The following is a 15,936-nucleotide window of genomic DNA, read 5'->3' on the forward strand; positions in this document are numbered from 1 at the left end:
ATGCTAGAGCGAATCATTCGCGCGTCCATCGCGCATAGATGGCTTGTGCTGCTTCTGGTCCTGGCGCTGTCAGGCTTGGGCATCTGGAACTACAGCAAGCTGCCAATCGACGCCGTCCCTGACATCACCAATGTCCAGGTCCAGATCAACACCGAAGCACCAGGCTACTCTCCACTGGAGGCAGAGCAGCGGGTAACGTTCCCCGTCGAGACAGCCTTGGCCGGCTTGGCCAAGCTGGAGTACACGCGGTCCATCTCGCGTTATGGTCTCTCCCAGGTCACCGTTGTATTCGAAGACGGTACCGACATCTACTTCGCGCGGCAGCAGGTGGCCGAGCGCTTGCAGCAAGCCGCATCCCAGCTCCCAACTGGGCTGAAGCCAACGCTGGGCCCGGTCGCCACCGGTCTCGGTGAGATCTTCATGTACACCGTGGAAGCCGAGAAGGGTGCTGAAGAGACCTGGACGCCGATGGCGCTTCGTACCCTCCAGGATTGGGTGGTACGCCCCCAGATGCGACATCTGAAAGGTGTGACAGAGGTCAACACCGTCGGTGGCTATGTGCGGCAGTTCCACATCACGCCTGACCCGCGCAAGCTTCAGGCGTACGAGCTGACCATGCAGGATGTGATGGAGGCCGTGGCGCGCAGCAATGCGAACGTGGGTGCCGGCTACATTGAAAAGAGTGGTGAACAGTACCTTGTACGCGTTCCTGGCCAAGTGGCGGACATGGACGGCCTGCGCAAGATCGTGGTCGCCAATCGCGAGGGGCTGCCGCTTCGCGTCGGTGACCTCGCAGACGTTCACGAGGGCACCGAACTTCGAACGGGGGCAGCGACCAAAGATGGCAAGGAAGTGGTACTTGGTACTGCATTCATGCTCATTGGTGAGAACAGCCGCGAAGTCGCTCAGCGAACCGCTGCCAAGCTGAAGGAGATCGACGAGACGCTTCCAGAAGGTGTCCGCGCGCATGCGGTCTATGACCGTACGGAGCTGGTCGACCGCACCATTGAAACCGTCAAGAAGAACCTGCTGGAAGGTGCCCTGCTGGTCATTGCGGTGCTGTTCCTTCTGCTCGGAAATCTTCGCGCCGCACTGATCACGGCCGCGGTCATTCCTTTGACCATGCTGCTGACCATCTCCGGCATGGTCCAGAACCGTGTCTCAGCAAATCTGATGAGCTTGGGTGCGCTGGACTTCGGTCTGATCGTCGACGGCGCGGTCATCATTGTTGAGAACTGTCTGCGCCGCTTCGGCGAGCGTCAGCACGCCCTGGGGCGTCTGTTGACCCGGGATGAGCGCTTTGCTTTGGCCGCCAGCGCCAGTGCCGAGGTGATCAAGCCCAGCTTGTTCGGCTTGTTCATCATTGCCGCCGTCTACATCCCGATCTTTGCGCTCTCCGGCGTGGAAGGAAAGATGTTCCACCCGATGGCCCTGACCGTCGTTATCGCGCTGACTGGTGCGATGGCATTGTCCCTCACGTTCGTTCCCGCTGCGGTTGCTCAGTTTGTCACGGGCAAGGTCTCGGAGAAGGAAACCAAGGCTATGCGGGGCGTGACCAAGCTGTATGGCCCGATGCTGGAACGGGCAGTCAGTGCTCGCAAACTGGTTGTGGGTGGTGCAGCCGTTCTCACCGTACTGGCGGGTCTTCTGGCCAGTCGCATGGGCACTGAGTTCATTCCGAATCTGGACGAAGGTGATATTGCGCTTCACGCGCTGCGCATTCCCGGCACTAGTCTGACGCAAGCCATCGGCATGCAGCGCCAGCTTGAAGCGACCATCAAGAAGTTCCCCGAGGTCGATGAGGTTGTCGCAAAGATCGGCACAGCAGAGGTAGCGACCGACCCCATGCCACCGTCGGTCGCAGACACCTTCATCATGCTCAAGGATCGCGACCAATGGCCTGATCCCCGCAAGCCAAAGGCGCAGCTCATTGCTGAGCTGGAGAAGGCTGTCCGAGCAATTCCCGGCAACAACTACGAGTTCACCCAGCCCGTGCAGATGCGCATGAACGAGCTGATTGCCGGTGTACGCGCCGAGGTGGCGGTGAAGTTGTACGGTGACGACCTGGATCAGCTGGCGCAGATCGGCAGCCAGATCGAGGACGCCGCAGGTTCCATCCCAGGCGCCGCAGACGTGAAGTTAGAGCAGATCAGTGGTCTGCCTCTTATGACCATCACGCCTGACCTGGATGCTTTGGCCCGCTATGGCGTTTCGATCGACGAGGTCCAGAAGACCATCTCTGTTGCGCTGGGCGGTGAGGCGGTCGGTCAGGTCTTTGAGGGTGATCGTCGCTTCGACATCGTCGTTCGTCTGCCCGAGAACCTGCGTCAGGACACCCGGACGCTCGCATCGCTACCGGTAGCCGTCGCCGTCGGGGCCAGTTCCGGCGAACAGAGAGCGTTCGTTCCGCTGGGGCAGCTGGCTAAAGTTGAAGTTGCGCCAGGCCCAAACCAGGTCAGTCGCGAGAACGGCAAGCGTCGCGTCGTCATCACCAGCAATGTACGTGGTCGCGACCTTGGTTCGTTCGTAGAGGAGCTGCGAGAGAAGGTTGGTCAGGAGGTGCAGTTGCCGGAAGGCTACTGGATTGAGTATGGCGGTACCTTCGAGCAGCTCATCTCTGCCAGCAAGCGGCTGTCCGTGGTCGTGCCGGTCGTCCTGGTGATGATCTTCGGCTTGCTCTTCATGGCGTTCGGCTCGGGCAAGGATGCTGCCATCGTGTTCAGCGGCGTTCCACTTGCGTTGACCGGTGGCGTGGTGGCTCTGTGGATGCGTGACATACCCCTGTCCATTTCTGCAGGCGTGGGGTTCATCGCGCTGTCGGGCGTCGCCGTGCTCAACGGCCTGGTCATGATCAGCTTCATCAAGAGCCTTAGGGAACAGGGCACTCCCCTGCACCAAGCGGTAACCGAAGGTGCACTGACCCGGCTGCGCCCCGTGCTGATGACGGCCCTGGTTGCCAGCCTGGGCTTCCTGCCAATGGCCCTAAACGTTGGGGCTGGCGCGGAAGTTCAGCGCCCGCTGGCGACGGTCGTTATCGGCGGAATCATCTCCTCCACGCTGCTGACCTTGCTGGTGTTGCCGGCGCTCTATCGCCTCATCCACCGCGAAGGGGATGAGCGGAAGGAGGACGCAGCGTGAACCCGTCCATCTCAACCCCTCCCAGGAACATGCAGTTGACCATTTCCAAACGAACCCAAGCGTGGCTCTACCTGCTTGCAGCCATCCTTCTGCCTTGCGTTGCTTGGGCGCATGGCGTCAGTGAAGGCGACCAGGCCTTCCTGGAAGACAGTACCGGCCTGCAGCTCATCGCGTTCACGTACCTCGGCGCCAAGCACATGGTGACTGGATACGACCACCTCCTGTTTCTGTTCGGGGTGATCTTCTTCCTGTACCGGATGCGTGATGTCAGCATCTACGTGACGTTGTTCGCGATCGGCCACAGCACCACCTTGCTGCTAGGTGTCCTGGGCGGATTGCATGTGAATGCGTACCTGGTCGACGCAATCATTGGCCTGTCGGTTGTCTACAAGGCGCTGGACAACATGGGCGCGTTCAAGCGCTGGTTTGGGGTACAGCCCAACACCAAAGCCGCCGTGCTGATCTTTGGCTTCTTCCATGGCTTTGGTCTAGCGACAAAGCTGCAGGATTTCTCGCTCTCACCTGACGGGCTTGTCCCAAACATACTCGCCTTCAACGTGGGGGTCGAGATCGGACAGCTGCTCGCGCTCGCAGGCATCTTGATCGTGATGGGCTTCTGGCGCCGCTTGCCGTCATTCCATCGACAGGCGTACAGCATCAACACCGCCCTTATGTGCGCCGGCTTCGTGCTTGTTGGCATGCAGCTCACCGGCTACTTCGTTTCCTGAATCTACAGAGGTACTCATGTCCATCACGCTTTCCAATCAGCTGCCCAGCACTCGCAAGCTGCTGAAATCCACCGCCCTGGCCGCTGCCGTTGCAGGGGTGATTCTGCTCACCACCGTGCTTCCCGCGGAGTACGGAATCGACCCTACGGGCGTAGGCAAGGTTCTGGGTCTGGACGCCCTAGCCTCCACTGACCAGGTAGAGGCAGTAGCTCCCCCAGTTCCGGCATCTGCTGGCAGCGCCGAAGCCGTCTCGGCGCTGTTCGAGAAGGCCAAGGTTGCCTTCGGGAGCAATGGCAAGCAGACCTTCGAACCCGCCGCTGTCTCTCTCGCCAGCACTCCTTTACGGCAGGACTCACTGACGATCGAGCTTGCCCCTGGTAAGGGCCAGGAGGTGAAGGCCCATATGGCTCAGGGCGCTGGGATGGTTTTCAGCTGGAAGGCCACGTCTGATGTTGCCGTGGACATGCACGGCGAGCGTCCCGACGTGAAGGGCCCCTGGACCAGCTACGCCGTTGAAGGCGCCCAGCGTCAGGCTGAGGGAACGTTCATTGCTCCCTTTGAAGGTACCCATGGGTGGTACTGGCAGAACCGCGGCAGCACCCCCGTGATCATCGAGGTGCAAATTACCGGCTACCAAGCCGACCTCTACCAGCCGTGATACCCGGCATAACGCCGAAATCAACCTAGGAGAAGCAACATGAAGAATCGTTTTGCCCTCATCAGCGTCCTTTTCGCTTCCATTGCAGCGTCCGCATCGGCCTTCGCACATGATCCGGCGCTTCATGCCGAGTCGGAAGTGAAGGAGGCGCCTAAGGCAAAGCCTGCTACGTGTGAACAGCTGGCTGACCGGACGAAGTTCAAGGTGGATCTTGCCGATCCTCAGACCAAGGCGCTGAAGGACAGGTGCGACGCTCAGGCGCAGTCTGCAGCCAAGAAGAAGTAGTAGGCTGCAAAGGATGGTCCGGATTGTGAGGGGCCGGACCATCCTTCCCCTTCTAACCTATATGCATACGTTGAGCTGACGCGTGGATTCAGGGCTGTGCAAGCTGACTCAATTCGGCAAAGAAGGTATGCATATCTTGGGGTACCTCTCCATAGGTTAGATTCCTGGCGACGTCTTCTCTGCTTACGCGGAATTTTTTAAGAACGGAGTTTCCGCTTATGAATATTTCTTTCCCATGCGCATCACGGATTGGTAGTGCGATATCGCTAGCTGTTGGATCAGCAGGGATAACAAGAGCGTGCTCGGCGAAGAAGGCGGTGACATCGCCTTGAGGTGATCCAGCTGCGCGAGCTATGGCGCTCGTGCAGAGGAGATGGTTCTCAATGTGCCTACGCCGCCATTTCATGGCTTTGAAATGGGGTTGTTTGGAAGTGAAAGACTTGTCGATAAGATCATTACCGACCGTCGCATGTGGCTCATCGTCGCGATCCCGAATGCTGATTGCCCGAAGGCCAGGAATCTCCGCCAACAGCTGGAGGTAGAGTTGCTGCCTCTCGCCGGCAGATCCCGTCCAGTACCAAGGGACAACGTTCTTGGGCCACGCAAAGTTTGCTTGTTTAGCGATTAGCTGGAGGAAGCGCCAATCGCTCTCGGCTTCCAAGATCAGCATACGTCTGTGCTCCATCAAGGAGTGCAGGGTAGGGGTCTGGATCGTCCCAATCCCGCCAAGAACCTTGACTTTGCCCACTTCCTCTTGGAGGTACTTTGCCTTTCTTTCTGCGACAGCCAGAATTTTCCCATGATCGTAAAAGCGAATCAGTTCAGGAGAGTGTGTGGCCATCAGTACTTGCTTGTTGCGGAGGCTTGCAACGTGCCCGAGGGACATAAGCAGTTCCCTCTGCAGGGTCGCGTTCAGATGTGCATCCGGCTCATCGAGAAGAACGACGTCGACATCGGGTGAGAGTGCGAGGGCGTACACGCTCAGCCATTGGAGGAAGCCACTTCCCTCCACCATAAGGTCTCTTGGAGTGTATTTGGGGTGTCGCTTGAACGTGTCACCCTTCAGTTCACCCTTGGCGCTCTCTACACGAAGGTAGCTGTGAAATCTCTCGTTGAAAGGAACGACCCTCAAATCAGTGGCAAAGATGGACTGCATCGTGCGTAGCAGGATCTCCCAAGGGTCGTTCGAGCGCAGCCATTTCAGCGAGGAATCCTTCAACTTTCTGCTGTTTCCACGCAGGCGTTCACGTTCCCTCCTGTTGTGTTCGTGCAGATCGAATAGGACGTTGCGAATGACTCCACCCGATAGGCCTTGGCCTATCAGACGTTCTCTCATGGCAGGAGTCAGTCTGCCTTCACGATCAGTGATGCCAGCGAATGGCGGTAGATATCCCACTCGCGGGACGTTGCCATCGATCGGCTCGCCCTTTGCGTTGACGATCTCAGCAGCTACCAGATTCGTTGAAGTGGTTCGCACAAAGAGACGATCATTGGCCTGTGACAGACCAATCTCCAAGTGCCGCTCCTGTTTATCGGGCAGGTCCCAATAGACGCCAATCTTCAGTGTATAGCCGTCGGGCTCGTCGTCCTTGCTAGTCTTCAGATTGGTCCAGAGATGGCTGAGCGATGGAATTTGCATCGGCGTGAAATCCGCAATACCCATGCCCAGGCCAGTTTTGTTCTTGGTTTGCAGCCAGCTGGATCGCCCTTTCTCGATCTCTAGCATAGTCTTGCAGAACTGCCAGATAGCGAGAGCTTGCAGAATCGAGGACTTGCCGGAGTTGTTTCCTCCAACAACAAGCGAAAGGCCTTGATCAATCTCTATCTCTGTGTCCCGAAACTGCTTAAAGCGATGTAGCGTGATCTTCTTTATATGCATGTATCCCCCCTAGAAATTTTTCATTTCCATTTGCGACGAAGTCAATGCTCAGCCGATTTCGTTCGGCGAATTCTCCGTACCCGCTACCGTAGCAGGAGGCGGAATGGAATTGGAGTGACCTAGGAGCTGGAGAGAAGATGCGCTCCCTTCAGTCTGACGGAGTAGGACAGCTGCGCAGCAGGGGTAGCTGGCTAGAATTGTGTCCAATGTTCCACCACGATTGCCAGATTCTAGTTGGCGGCGCTCTATCGGGCAGACGAAGAGAGATCCTTGCATGCTGCGCAGTGTTGAGGGCAGCACATTGATTGACTTGGTTGACGGATTCGTCTGCATCGCCGCCATCTCTCAAAAGCAATGGGCCGATGTGCTTGAGGTCGTTCGCAGAGCCAAACCAATTTCGATATCATCAGATAGTCAAGAAAATCACCTCAAACGGTGGCGAGGACATGAACGCAATTGATCGAGATATCCTGATCGTCGGCTTGTTTATCGCTTCTTTTGCCGTCTTCTTTGTCGGGTGGGCCTGCTGGCTCGCAGCGCGTCGGCGGCCTTGCCGGCGATCTGAGCGGAAGGTCTGAGTGAGCCTCAGGGCTATTCACGCCTAGATCTTCTTGGTCTCAGTGCCACTCGCCCAGGCTACTCGGGGCGTACCCCTAGTCGGTGCCCGAGAGTGTTCCCATAGTTGGGACGCCGATGTGTTCCCATAGTTGGTGTTCAAGTGCCCAACTATGGGCACGTGGCTAAGCGGTGCCATGCAGAGTTCCCTGAACGCCAGCCTTATTTATACACCAGTCAGTTCAATATTCAGGGTCGATTAGACCCCCTAACGGATAATTCACACCTGTCGACCGCCTCCTCTCTCTCCCCCTCCCGGGAGGCGGTCGACGAAACCAAAATAATTAAAGGTGTGTCCCGATGAACAAGAATTCGCTGCTCGCCCTGGGTCTTCTGGCTGCTCTGCCGTTCGCTGCATCGGCGACCGATGGCCTGTCGTACAACTACGTTGAAGGCGGCTACGTGAACACCGATGCCAAGGGCGGCGACGCCGATGGCTGGAAGGTGAAGGGTTCCGTGGCGGTGCACCCGAACTTCCACATCTTCGGCGACTACAGCGCGCAGGAGACCGACAAGTTCAAGAATGACGTCGACCAGTGGCGCCTGGGTGTCGGCTACAACTACGGCATCGCACCGAACACCGACCTGGTGGCCCGTGTTGCGTACCAGAAGTACGACGAAAAGCGTGGCCTGGACTTCAACGGCTACTCCACCGAAGTGGGCGTGCGCACCGCGTTCAACCCGTACGTGGAAGGCTACGTGATGGCCGGCTACGAAGATTTCAGCAAGAAGCACGGCTACAACCCGGACGGCGAGTTCTACGGCCGCGTGGGCGCCACCGCCAAGTTCAACCAGAACTGGGGCTTGAGTGGCGAAGTGAAGCTGGCCAAGGCCGGCGACCGCGAGTGGTTCGTGGGCCCGCGCTTCACCTGGTAACAAACGCCTGTCGTTAGTGCGTGTTGTTCTGGCGTGTGACTCTCTCTCTCTCTCCCACACGCCAACCGAAGCCCGGCCTCGCGCCGGGCTTCACTTTTATGGGCCCTGTGGCGCCACAATGCGGCATGGGCGACCCTTCCCCCCTCGCAGGTACTGGCACGGCCTACCAGGAGCATCCGGCGCCTGCGCCGCTGCGCGGCCACTTTGGTCAGCTGTGGCAGAGCCAGCTTCCTGCCGATGCCGATGGGCACATCACCGTACTGCCCGATGGTTGCGTGGATATCCTCTGGCGCGACGGTGCGTTGTTCGTGGTCGGCCCGGATCGCGTGGCCGCGCACCCGGCGCTGGCACCCGGTGCGCAGGTGCTGGGGGCACGCTTCCGTCCCGGCCAGGCATTGGCCGCGCTGGGCCTGCCCTTGGCCGAGATCATCGGCCAGGCCGTGCCACTGGCCGATCTGAAGGGCGCGTGGGCGAGCAAGGCGGCGGCCTCCATTGGTGACACCGCGCCTGCACAGCGCCTGCAGCGGATGGCGCACTGCCTGCAACAGCATATGGGTGCGTCCGCGCTCGATACCCCGGCGCAGCGGGCACATGTCCTGTTCCAGGCGCTCGCCATTGGTGACGCCACGCTGGATGCGCTGGCGGCACGCCTGAGCCTGAGTCCGCGCAGCCTGCGGCGCTTCAGCCAGTCGCAGTTCGGCTACGGCGCCAAGACGCTGGAGCGGATCCTGCGCCTGCAACGTTTTCTTCGCCACAGCCGTGCGCTGCCGCAGCACTCGCTGGCGATGCTGGCCGCCGAGGCCGGCTATGCCGACCAGGCCCATCTCAGCCGCGAGGCACGTGAGCTTGCCAGCATGACAGCACGCGAGCTGCGCCTGGAATGGGGCCAATGATGGCCGTTTCGTTCAAGACCGCGATGCCACGTTGATTGAAGCTGGGGCTCCCACCACGGAGCCACGCCATGAGCCACGTCGCACCTCACGATGCCGAACGCCGCATCGACAACATCGAATTCAACGTCGCCGACATCGCCCGCAGCAAACGCTTCTACGGCGAGGTGTTCGGTTGGCACTTCACCGACTACGGGCCGGCCTACACCGAGTTCGACGATGGCCGCCTGAAAGGCGGCTTCGTGGCCGACGCGCCGGTGCGTGCCCACGGCGGGCCGCTGGTGATCCTCTACTGCGCGGACCTAGCCGATGCACAGCAGCGTGTGACTGCCGCTGGGGGCGAGGTGGTGCAGGCGGTGTTCGCGTTTCCTGGTGGCCGCCGCTTCCAGTTCCGCGATCTGGATGGCTACGAGTTGGCGGTCTGGAGTGATGTGGATTGAGGTCTTCGTACCTTCGCTGGTGGACGGAACGAGAACCGCTCCGTCCCCGGTCAGGTGGTTCCGCTATGATCGCCCGCACATCGCCACGCGATGCGCCCGCCTCAAGCCAGCAGGAACCGCCGTGAACTCCCAGCCCGCACCGATCACCGCCCTCAACCACACGCTCGACAACGAGCCGCAGCAGATCACTGCGCCACTGACCCATTCGGCGGCGTTCCTGGTGCTGAAGGTGAAGGACGACGAAGCGTCGATCGCCAAGGCACGCGAGGTGCTGGCCAGCACCGACGACCTGATCAAGAACACCGCCATCCGCGAGATCGAGCGCACCTTCACCTGCAACGTGGCCATCGGCCACCGCGTATGGCAATCGCTGGTCGGCACCACGCCACCGCGCGAGCTCAAGCCCTTCCGCGAGATCAAGGGCGCGACCCATACCGCTGTTTCCACGCCGGGTGACCTGCTGTATCACATCCGCGCACGCACCATGGACCTGATCGTGGCGTTCGAGCGCAACCTGCTGATGGCCTTCGGCGATGCGGTGGAAGCGGTCGATGACGTAGCCGGTTTCCGCTATTTCGATGGCCGCGACCTGCTCGATTTCGTCGACGGCACCGCCAATCCGGAAGGGCTGTCGTTGCCGGAAGCCACGATCGTGGGTGACGAAGACCCGGAGCATGCCGGCGGCAGTTACGTGGTGGTGCAGAAGTACCTGCACAACCTCGATGCGTGGCGCGCTCAGAAGACCGAGGCGCAGGAAGCGATCATCGGCCGCACCAAGCACGACAACATCGAGTTGGATGACGCACCGGCGGATGCGCAGAAGTCGCACAAGACCTTGTGCACCATTGAAGACGCCGACGGCGAGCACGAGATCCTGCGCGACAACATGCCGTTCGCCAACCCGGGCCGTGGCGAGTACGGCACCTACTTCATCGGTTACACGCGCCGCCTGTGGGTGATCGAGAAGATGCTCGAGCGCATGTTCATCGGCAATCCCGCGCCGCTGCACGACCGCATCCTCGACTTCTCCACCGCCACTACCGGCGTGACCTTCTTTGCGCCTTCTCGCAAGGTGTTGGCCGACCTTGGCGACTGATCGCGCCGGGCCATCACGGCCCGCCATCTGCCTGTCATCTATGGCGCCGACCATGGCGCGCTGGATGGGAGTGCAGGAGGCTGGCGATGGTCAGGACTGGGAACGGGACCGGCGCGCGGCGCTGGTGGCGGCCGCTGGCCGCGTTGTTCGGCGCGTTGGCACTGGGGAGTGCCAGCGTTTCCGCGCAGGAGGCCCCTGCGCACTGGATGGCCTATGCCGCCGCCGTGGGGGGCCAGCTGCAGCAGCGCCTGCAGCAGGAGCAGGACCCGCAGGCGCAGCGCGTGGTGGAGTGGTTGCGTGCACACCCGGATACACCCACGCCGCTGCCGGTGAGCCTGTGGATTGCGGCGGACGGCCGCATCTCGAAGCTGGAGTTCGACAGCCTGGGTGATGCCCAGGTCGACGCAGACCTGCGCGCGACGCTGCAGGCCGCGCCGTTGCAGGCAGCCCCGCCGGCGGACATGCGCCAGCCGCTGCGGCTGGGCCTGCTGCTTACCCAGTAGATCCACGCCATGCGTGAATGTGCTGGGTAGATGCCGACCTTGGTCGGCACGCACGCGCCAACCAAGGTTGGCGACTACCGGTGCCCAGCCCGGCCATCCGCATCAACGAACCGGCGCCACCTGCGGTTCGCGTGCGGCCGCGCTCCATGCACGCAGGCCGAACACGGCCAGGCCCAGGAAGAACACGTACAGCGCGGCAGTCACGTGCAGCGACTTGAACAGGTACGCGCCCACGTAGACCACGTCCACCCCGATCCACACCCACCAGCAGGCCACGTGGCGTCGCGCCTGCCACCACTGGCCAACCAGGCTCAGTGCGGTCAGCATCGCGTCCAGCCACGGCAGCGCGGCGTCGGTGAAGGTGTGCATGCCGGCTCCCAGCGCCACGCCACCACACAGGCCGATGGCCAGGTCGCGCAGCAGCTTGCCGCGCGCCAGCGGCACGATGCGGATGCTGCCCTCATCGACGGCATGCTGCCGCCAGTTGAGCCAGCCGTAGACCAGGAAGCCACCGAAGGCGACCTGCAGCAGGGTGTCCGAGTACAGCTTGGCCTCGGCGAACACCAGCCCGTACAGCGTCACCGACAGCAGGCCCACCGGCCACGCCGCCAGCCGGCGCCGGGCCATCAGCCAGACACCGAGGATGCTGCAAAGGGCGGCGGTCCACTCGAGCATCACGCCGCTCACAGCGCGAACGTCACCGACAGGCGGGCCTGTCGAGGCGCGCCGGGGAACAGGTAGTAGTCACCGCCGCTGCTGCCGGTATCACGCCAGTAGAAGCGGTTGAACACGTTGTCCACCGACAGGTTCCAGGTTACTGCACGGTCGTGCAGGCGATGCTGGAAACGCAGGCCGGCATCGAACACCGAGTAGTCCGGTGCACGCACGCCGCCGTCGGCGCGGGCCACGTTGGCACCGGCATAGCGCCAGCCACCGGTCACGTCCAGACCCTGCACGAAGGGCAGCGCATAGGCCAGGTGCACACTGGCCCGAACCTTCGGTACGTTCACCAGCTGATGGCCTTCATAGGTGGGCGTGCCGGTATCGCGAGCACGCGCCTGCAGCAGGCTTGCACTGGCCACGATCTGCAATGCGTCCGTCAGCTGGCCGTCGGCGGTCAGCTCCAGGCCGGTGTGGGTCTGGGTGCCTTCCTCGACGAAGGTGTAGCCCACGTCGCTGTTGTCGGGCTTGGCGTACTGGTACGGCTGCGAAATTCGGAACACCGCCGCGCCCAGGGTCAGCGCCTCGACCGGCACGTACTTCACGCCCACTTCCAGCTGCCGCGACTGCACCGACGGCAGGAAGGTGTCGGCATTGCTGGTCCAGAACGGCGCTTCCTGGCCCAACGAAATGCCACGCACGTAGCTGGCGTAGGCGTTGAGCTGGTCGGTGGCCTTCCATACCACGGCGGTCTGTGGCAGGAAGCGCGACAGGCGGCTGTGGCGCTGCGGGGTGCCGCGCTTGTCGTAGGCGCGCTCGTCCAGGCGCACGAAGCGGCCACCGGCCAGCCACTGCCAGTCATCACCGAAGCTCATCCGGTCCAGCGCGAAGAACGCGGTCTGGCGGCTGTCCAGGCGGCGTGCGGACGGGCCTGGCATCTTCGGCGACGGCTCGAACACTGGCACCGGCGTTTCGTGGATGTTGCTGGTGCCGACGTACTCGTTGACGCTGGGGCGCTTGTCCACGGTGCGGCGGAAGTAGTCGGCGCCGACGGTCAGCTGGTGGCCGACGCTGCCGGTCTCGAAGCGACCGCGCAGCTCGGCACGGGCCTGCTGGTTGCGTCGGGTGTCGTCCGGGCTGCGGTAGTCGTAGATGTCGTAGTCGCCGTTGGGTGCGAAGTAGTTGCCTGGCACGCTGCCATCGGCGCATTGCACGGCGTAGTAGCAGCCGTAGGCGAAGGCGACGTTGTCGTCGATCACCGAGCGGCTGTGGCCGACCGAGACGCGCGACTGCCAGGCGTCGTTGAAATCGTAGGTGTGCAGGGCGGTGATGTTGGTGCTGGCGATATCCACCGGGCGCTGCCACGGCTGGTAGCCGAGCAGGTGCTCGCGGTCGACGCCGCGCGGCAGGTCGCGTGCGCCCAGCAGCTGGTAGCCGGACACCGAACGCTGCGAGCTGGTCTGGTAGTTGGCATCCACTTCCAGCTTGCCGCGCTCGCCGATCAGCCAGTCGGCCGCCAGCGAGTAGAAGTTGCGACGGCCATCGGCGTGCTCGACATAGGAATTGCTGGAGTCCCAGGCGGCATTCAGGCGAAGACCGAAACGCGGGGTGATCCAGTGGCCGACATCGACGGCGACGTAGCGCGAGCCTTCCGAATCGGTACCGAGCGTGGCGGTGCGCACTTCGGCCGGGCGCTTGCCGATGTAGTTGATGATGCCGCCGGGCGCCATCACGCCTGCGGCCAGGCCGGCTTCACCCTTGAGGATCTCCACCGACTGCACGTTCTCCAGCGCCAGGCGCTGTTCGCCGGCGATGGACAGTCCGTTGAAGCGGTAGCCGGTGGCGGGGTCCAGTGCGAAGCCACGGATGGCGACGTTCTGGTAGTAACCCACCGGCGCATACGCATCACCCAGCGAGGCATCGTTGCTGGCCAGCTCGGACAGCGAACGCACCTGGCGGCGATCGAGGTAGTCGCGCTCAAGCACGTTCACCGACGCCGGCGTGTCCTTCCAGCTGCCGCCACCGAAGGCATTCACGCGCGAAGTATCGGTCTTCGGTCTGCCGGCCTGCACGCGCACCGCTGCCAGTTCGGTCGGCGAGCGTTCGGCGCCGGTGGCAGCCGCATCGGGGGACGCATCGGCCTCGCTGGCGTGCAATGGCAGCGCGGCGCAGAGGGCGAGGGAAAGCAGGGTGGGGCGCAGGCAGCTGTTCATTCGGTTCGTCTTCGGACAACAAGGGAGACGAAGCGACGGCGCGCAGGTGCACCGGCCCATGACGGGGGTGTGGCTGCGGCTCAAAGCTCCCTACGCCGGTGCAAACCGGATCAGGTTCCAAGGGACTCTCTCAGCCTGGCAGATCCAGGCACCCCCGCTTCAGGTGGCCATTTCACTACAAATAGTACGGATTTGCGAGCCGGCGCCCTTCAGGCTGCCGCGTGCAGGGCCTGCAGCAGTGCCTGTCCCGGCGCGCTGTGGAACCATGCCGGGTGCCCCAGCATGAAGGGCTGCCACGCCACGTCCGCGTTCGCGGTGGAGCCGGTGATGCCTTCGAAGTACTCCACTTCGGACAGTGCGAAGTCGAAATGGACCATCGGCAGCAGGTCGGCCAGCAGGTGCACGCGTGCCGCAGACAGCGGCAGTACCTGGCGGTAGCCGTCGAGCAGGGCCAGCGCGATATCGATGCGCATCGCCTCCATGCCGCGCTCGAGTTCCAGCCACGCCACCGCGTTGCGCTCGATCGCGGTGGCGAGGTCGAACAGCGCGCTGGTGGGCGAGGCCAGGCCGAAATCCAGCACGGTGCTGACCTGCCCGTCGCGCCACAGCAGGTTGGACACATGCCAGTCGTTGTGCGCCCACAGCCGCGGCTCGTCGCGCAGGCGCGCGGCCAGGCCGGCGTGCCACGGCAGCACGTCGCGCTGCAGCTGCGCCTCCCATGGGATGCGTGCGAGGTAACGTGCCAGGCCGGGGCGTTCGTGCAACCCTGACTTGATTGCCGCGATCGGATCGTCGGCGCGGATCAGATCGTCGCGCGCGACCAGCAGGTGGGTACTGCGTTGGGGCGCGTGGTAGCGGGCGGCGGCGCGGTGCAGCGTGGCCAGCATGCGGCCCGCCTCGCGTGCCTGCGCGACATCGGTCAGCAGCGACCACGACACGGCGTCGCGGTAGACGTCTTCGCCCACGCCGACGGCATGCAGTTCAAAGGTCCATTCGCCGTGTTCAACGGCCGTGCGGCCATCGGTCGCCGCCAGCACCTGCACCACCGGTACGCCCCCTGCGGCGAGACGGGCGATGAAGCGATGTTCTTCTTCCAGGCAGGCCGCGCTGCGCACGCTGTGGTGATGGCGCTTGACGAACACCGCGCCGTCCACGCCGTCGACGATGGCGGCGGCCGACAGTGGTCGCGGGCTGTGCCAGCGGGCCTGGCTGTGCTCGCCCAGCTGCGGGTAGCGCGCACCCAGCCACGCGATGTCCGCGGCGCTGATGGGTGGCCAGTCGGCAGCGACCTCGTCGTTGTTGAGGCCCTGCACGCGGTGGGAGGAAGACGTCATGCCGCAGCCCGAGTGGGAAAAATCACATCCAAGGCTGCGCATTCAACGCCATGACCACGGCCAACGCAAACGGGCGGGTCATCGACCCGCCCGTCCGTGCATCACCTGCGATGATGCCGCCGCGCCGCTTACCAGCCGCGATGGCGGCCGCGGTCGTGGTAGTAGCGGTTGTCGTAGTAGCGCTCGCGCTGCCAGCGATGGTCGTCACCACGGTCGTAATAGCCGCTGCGGTAATAGCCACGATCGTAGCGGCGGTCGTAGCGGTTGTCGTAATAGCGATTGTCGTAATAGCGACGGTCGCGGCGGTCGGAGGTGGTCAGGTTGCCGATCGCGCCGCCGGCCACGGCACCACCGACGGTGGCCGCAGGATCGCCGTTGGAGAGCAGGTTGCCGGCCACGCCACCGACCACGGCGCCGACCAGGGTGCGCTTGTCCTTCCTCGACATCGCGCTGGCATCGCTGACCACGGCGACACCGGCAACCAGTGCCAGCGCCATCGCCAGACCACGGAAGCTGAGTGTGGAAGTACTGAGCATGTTCGTTCTCCTGTGAGGTGCATGCCACGCTGGGCAGGGAGGGCGCGGGGCGCCCCGGCTGCCGTGGTGTCCACGCTGGCGTTCC

Annotated in this window: 15 protein-coding genes and 1 riboswitch; of the genes, 10 read left to right on the forward strand and 5 right to left on the reverse strand. The window is 62.8% G+C overall.

The features are described from left to right. The 4 genes from AASM09_RS00775 to AASM09_RS00790 are packed head-to-tail and all read left to right on the forward strand — an operon-like array spanning nucleotide 1 to nucleotide 4,809. The gene (locus tag AASM09_RS00775; RefSeq protein WP_049429821.1) at nucleotides 1-3,138 is read left to right on the forward strand and encodes an efflux RND transporter permease subunit; all 3,138 of its coding nucleotides are present in this window, start codon (nucleotides 1-3) and stop codon (nucleotides 3,136-3,138) included. Between the two features lie 29 nt (nucleotides 3,139-3,167). Beyond that, nucleotides 3,168-3,866, forward strand: a complete 699-nt coding sequence (locus tag AASM09_RS00780; protein WP_049429820.1) for a HupE/UreJ family protein — start codon at nucleotides 3,168-3,170, stop codon at nucleotides 3,864-3,866. Between the two features lie 16 nt (nucleotides 3,867-3,882). Beyond that, the gene (locus tag AASM09_RS00785) at nucleotides 3,883-4,524 is read left to right on the forward strand and encodes a hypothetical protein (RefSeq protein ID WP_033835097.1); all 642 of its coding nucleotides are present in this window, start codon (nucleotides 3,883-3,885) and stop codon (nucleotides 4,522-4,524) included. A 39-nt stretch (nucleotides 4,525-4,563) separates the two neighbouring features. Next, the gene (locus tag AASM09_RS00790; protein ID WP_008267212.1) at nucleotides 4,564-4,809 is read left to right on the forward strand and encodes a hypothetical protein; all 246 of its coding nucleotides are present in this window, start codon (nucleotides 4,564-4,566) and stop codon (nucleotides 4,807-4,809) included. An 88-nt stretch (nucleotides 4,810-4,897) separates the two neighbouring features. On the opposite strand, the gene AASM09_RS00795 is transcribed toward AASM09_RS00790, so the two are convergent. Further along, nucleotides 4,898-6,688: an ATP-dependent nuclease gene (locus tag AASM09_RS00795; RefSeq protein ID WP_014645525.1), complete on the reverse strand. Its 1,791-nt coding sequence runs from the start codon at nucleotides 6,686-6,688 to the stop codon at nucleotides 4,898-4,900. 274 nt (nucleotides 6,689-6,962) lie between these two features. On the opposite strand from AASM09_RS00795, the gene AASM09_RS00800 reads away from it, so the two are divergent. The 6 genes from AASM09_RS00800 (at nucleotide 6,963) to AASM09_RS00825 (ending at nucleotide 11,108) form a co-directional block, all read left to right on the forward strand. Further along, nucleotides 6,963-7,148 carry a hypothetical protein gene (locus AASM09_RS00800; protein ID WP_130768359.1) on the forward strand — a complete coding sequence of 62 codons (186 nt, stop codon included), beginning with the start codon at nucleotides 6,963-6,965 and terminating at the stop codon, nucleotides 7,146-7,148. 455 nt (nucleotides 7,149-7,603) lie between these two features. Beyond that, complete coding sequence (locus AASM09_RS00805; RefSeq protein WP_004153562.1) at nucleotides 7,604-8,179, forward strand: Ax21 family protein; 576 nt, start codon at nucleotides 7,604-7,606, stop codon at nucleotides 8,177-8,179. 125 nt (nucleotides 8,180-8,304) lie between these two features. Further along, nucleotides 8,305-9,072 (forward strand): helix-turn-helix transcriptional regulator, encoded by a 768-nt coding sequence (locus AASM09_RS00810; protein ID WP_049429819.1) that lies wholly within the window; start codon nucleotides 8,305-8,307, stop codon nucleotides 9,070-9,072. A 68-nt stretch (nucleotides 9,073-9,140) separates the two neighbouring features. Beyond that, nucleotides 9,141-9,509, forward strand: coding sequence for a VOC family protein (locus tag AASM09_RS00815; protein ID WP_010487140.1), 369 nt, complete (start codon nucleotides 9,141-9,143; stop codon nucleotides 9,507-9,509). A 121-nt stretch (nucleotides 9,510-9,630) separates the two neighbouring features. Continuing rightward, entirely contained in the window at nucleotides 9,631-10,605 is a 975-nt protein-coding gene (locus AASM09_RS00820; RefSeq protein ID WP_049429818.1) for a Dyp-type peroxidase, read from the forward strand. Between the two features lie 86 nt (nucleotides 10,606-10,691). Then, the gene (locus tag AASM09_RS00825; RefSeq protein WP_370671978.1) at nucleotides 10,692-11,108 is read left to right on the forward strand and encodes a hypothetical protein; all 417 of its coding nucleotides are present in this window, start codon (nucleotides 10,692-10,694) and stop codon (nucleotides 11,106-11,108) included. A gap of 102 nt (nucleotides 11,109-11,210) precedes the next feature. Here AASM09_RS00825 and pnuC read toward each other — a convergent pair whose 3' ends face one another. From pnuC to AASM09_RS00845, 4 genes are all read right to left on the reverse strand, one after another. Beyond that, complete coding sequence (gene pnuC, locus AASM09_RS00830) at nucleotides 11,211-11,783, reverse strand: nicotinamide riboside transporter PnuC (RefSeq protein ID WP_049429817.1); 573 nt, start codon at nucleotides 11,781-11,783, stop codon at nucleotides 11,211-11,213. A gap of 8 nt (nucleotides 11,784-11,791) precedes the next feature. Continuing rightward, the gene (locus tag AASM09_RS00835; RefSeq protein WP_049429816.1) at nucleotides 11,792-13,981 is read right to left on the reverse strand and encodes a TonB-dependent siderophore receptor; all 2,190 of its coding nucleotides are present in this window, start codon (nucleotides 13,979-13,981) and stop codon (nucleotides 11,792-11,794) included. 70 nt (nucleotides 13,982-14,051) lie between these two features. Continuing rightward, a riboswitch (TPP riboswitch) is annotated at nucleotides 14,052-14,147 on the reverse strand. Between the two features lie 43 nt (nucleotides 14,148-14,190). Continuing rightward, a complete protein-coding gene (locus AASM09_RS00840) occupies nucleotides 14,191-15,315 on the reverse strand; it encodes a phosphotransferase enzyme family protein (protein ID WP_049429815.1) in 1,125 nt (374 codons plus the stop codon). A gap of 128 nt (nucleotides 15,316-15,443) precedes the next feature. Then, nucleotides 15,444-15,851, reverse strand: a complete 408-nt coding sequence (locus AASM09_RS00845) for a glycine zipper 2TM domain-containing protein (protein ID WP_049429814.1) — start codon at nucleotides 15,849-15,851, stop codon at nucleotides 15,444-15,446. Nucleotides 15,852-15,936: the final 85 nt, after the last annotated feature.

Source organism: Stenotrophomonas maltophilia, assembly GCF_039555535.1.
GTDB classification, from domain to species: Bacteria; Pseudomonadota; Gammaproteobacteria; order Xanthomonadales; family Xanthomonadaceae; genus Stenotrophomonas; species Stenotrophomonas maltophilia_Q.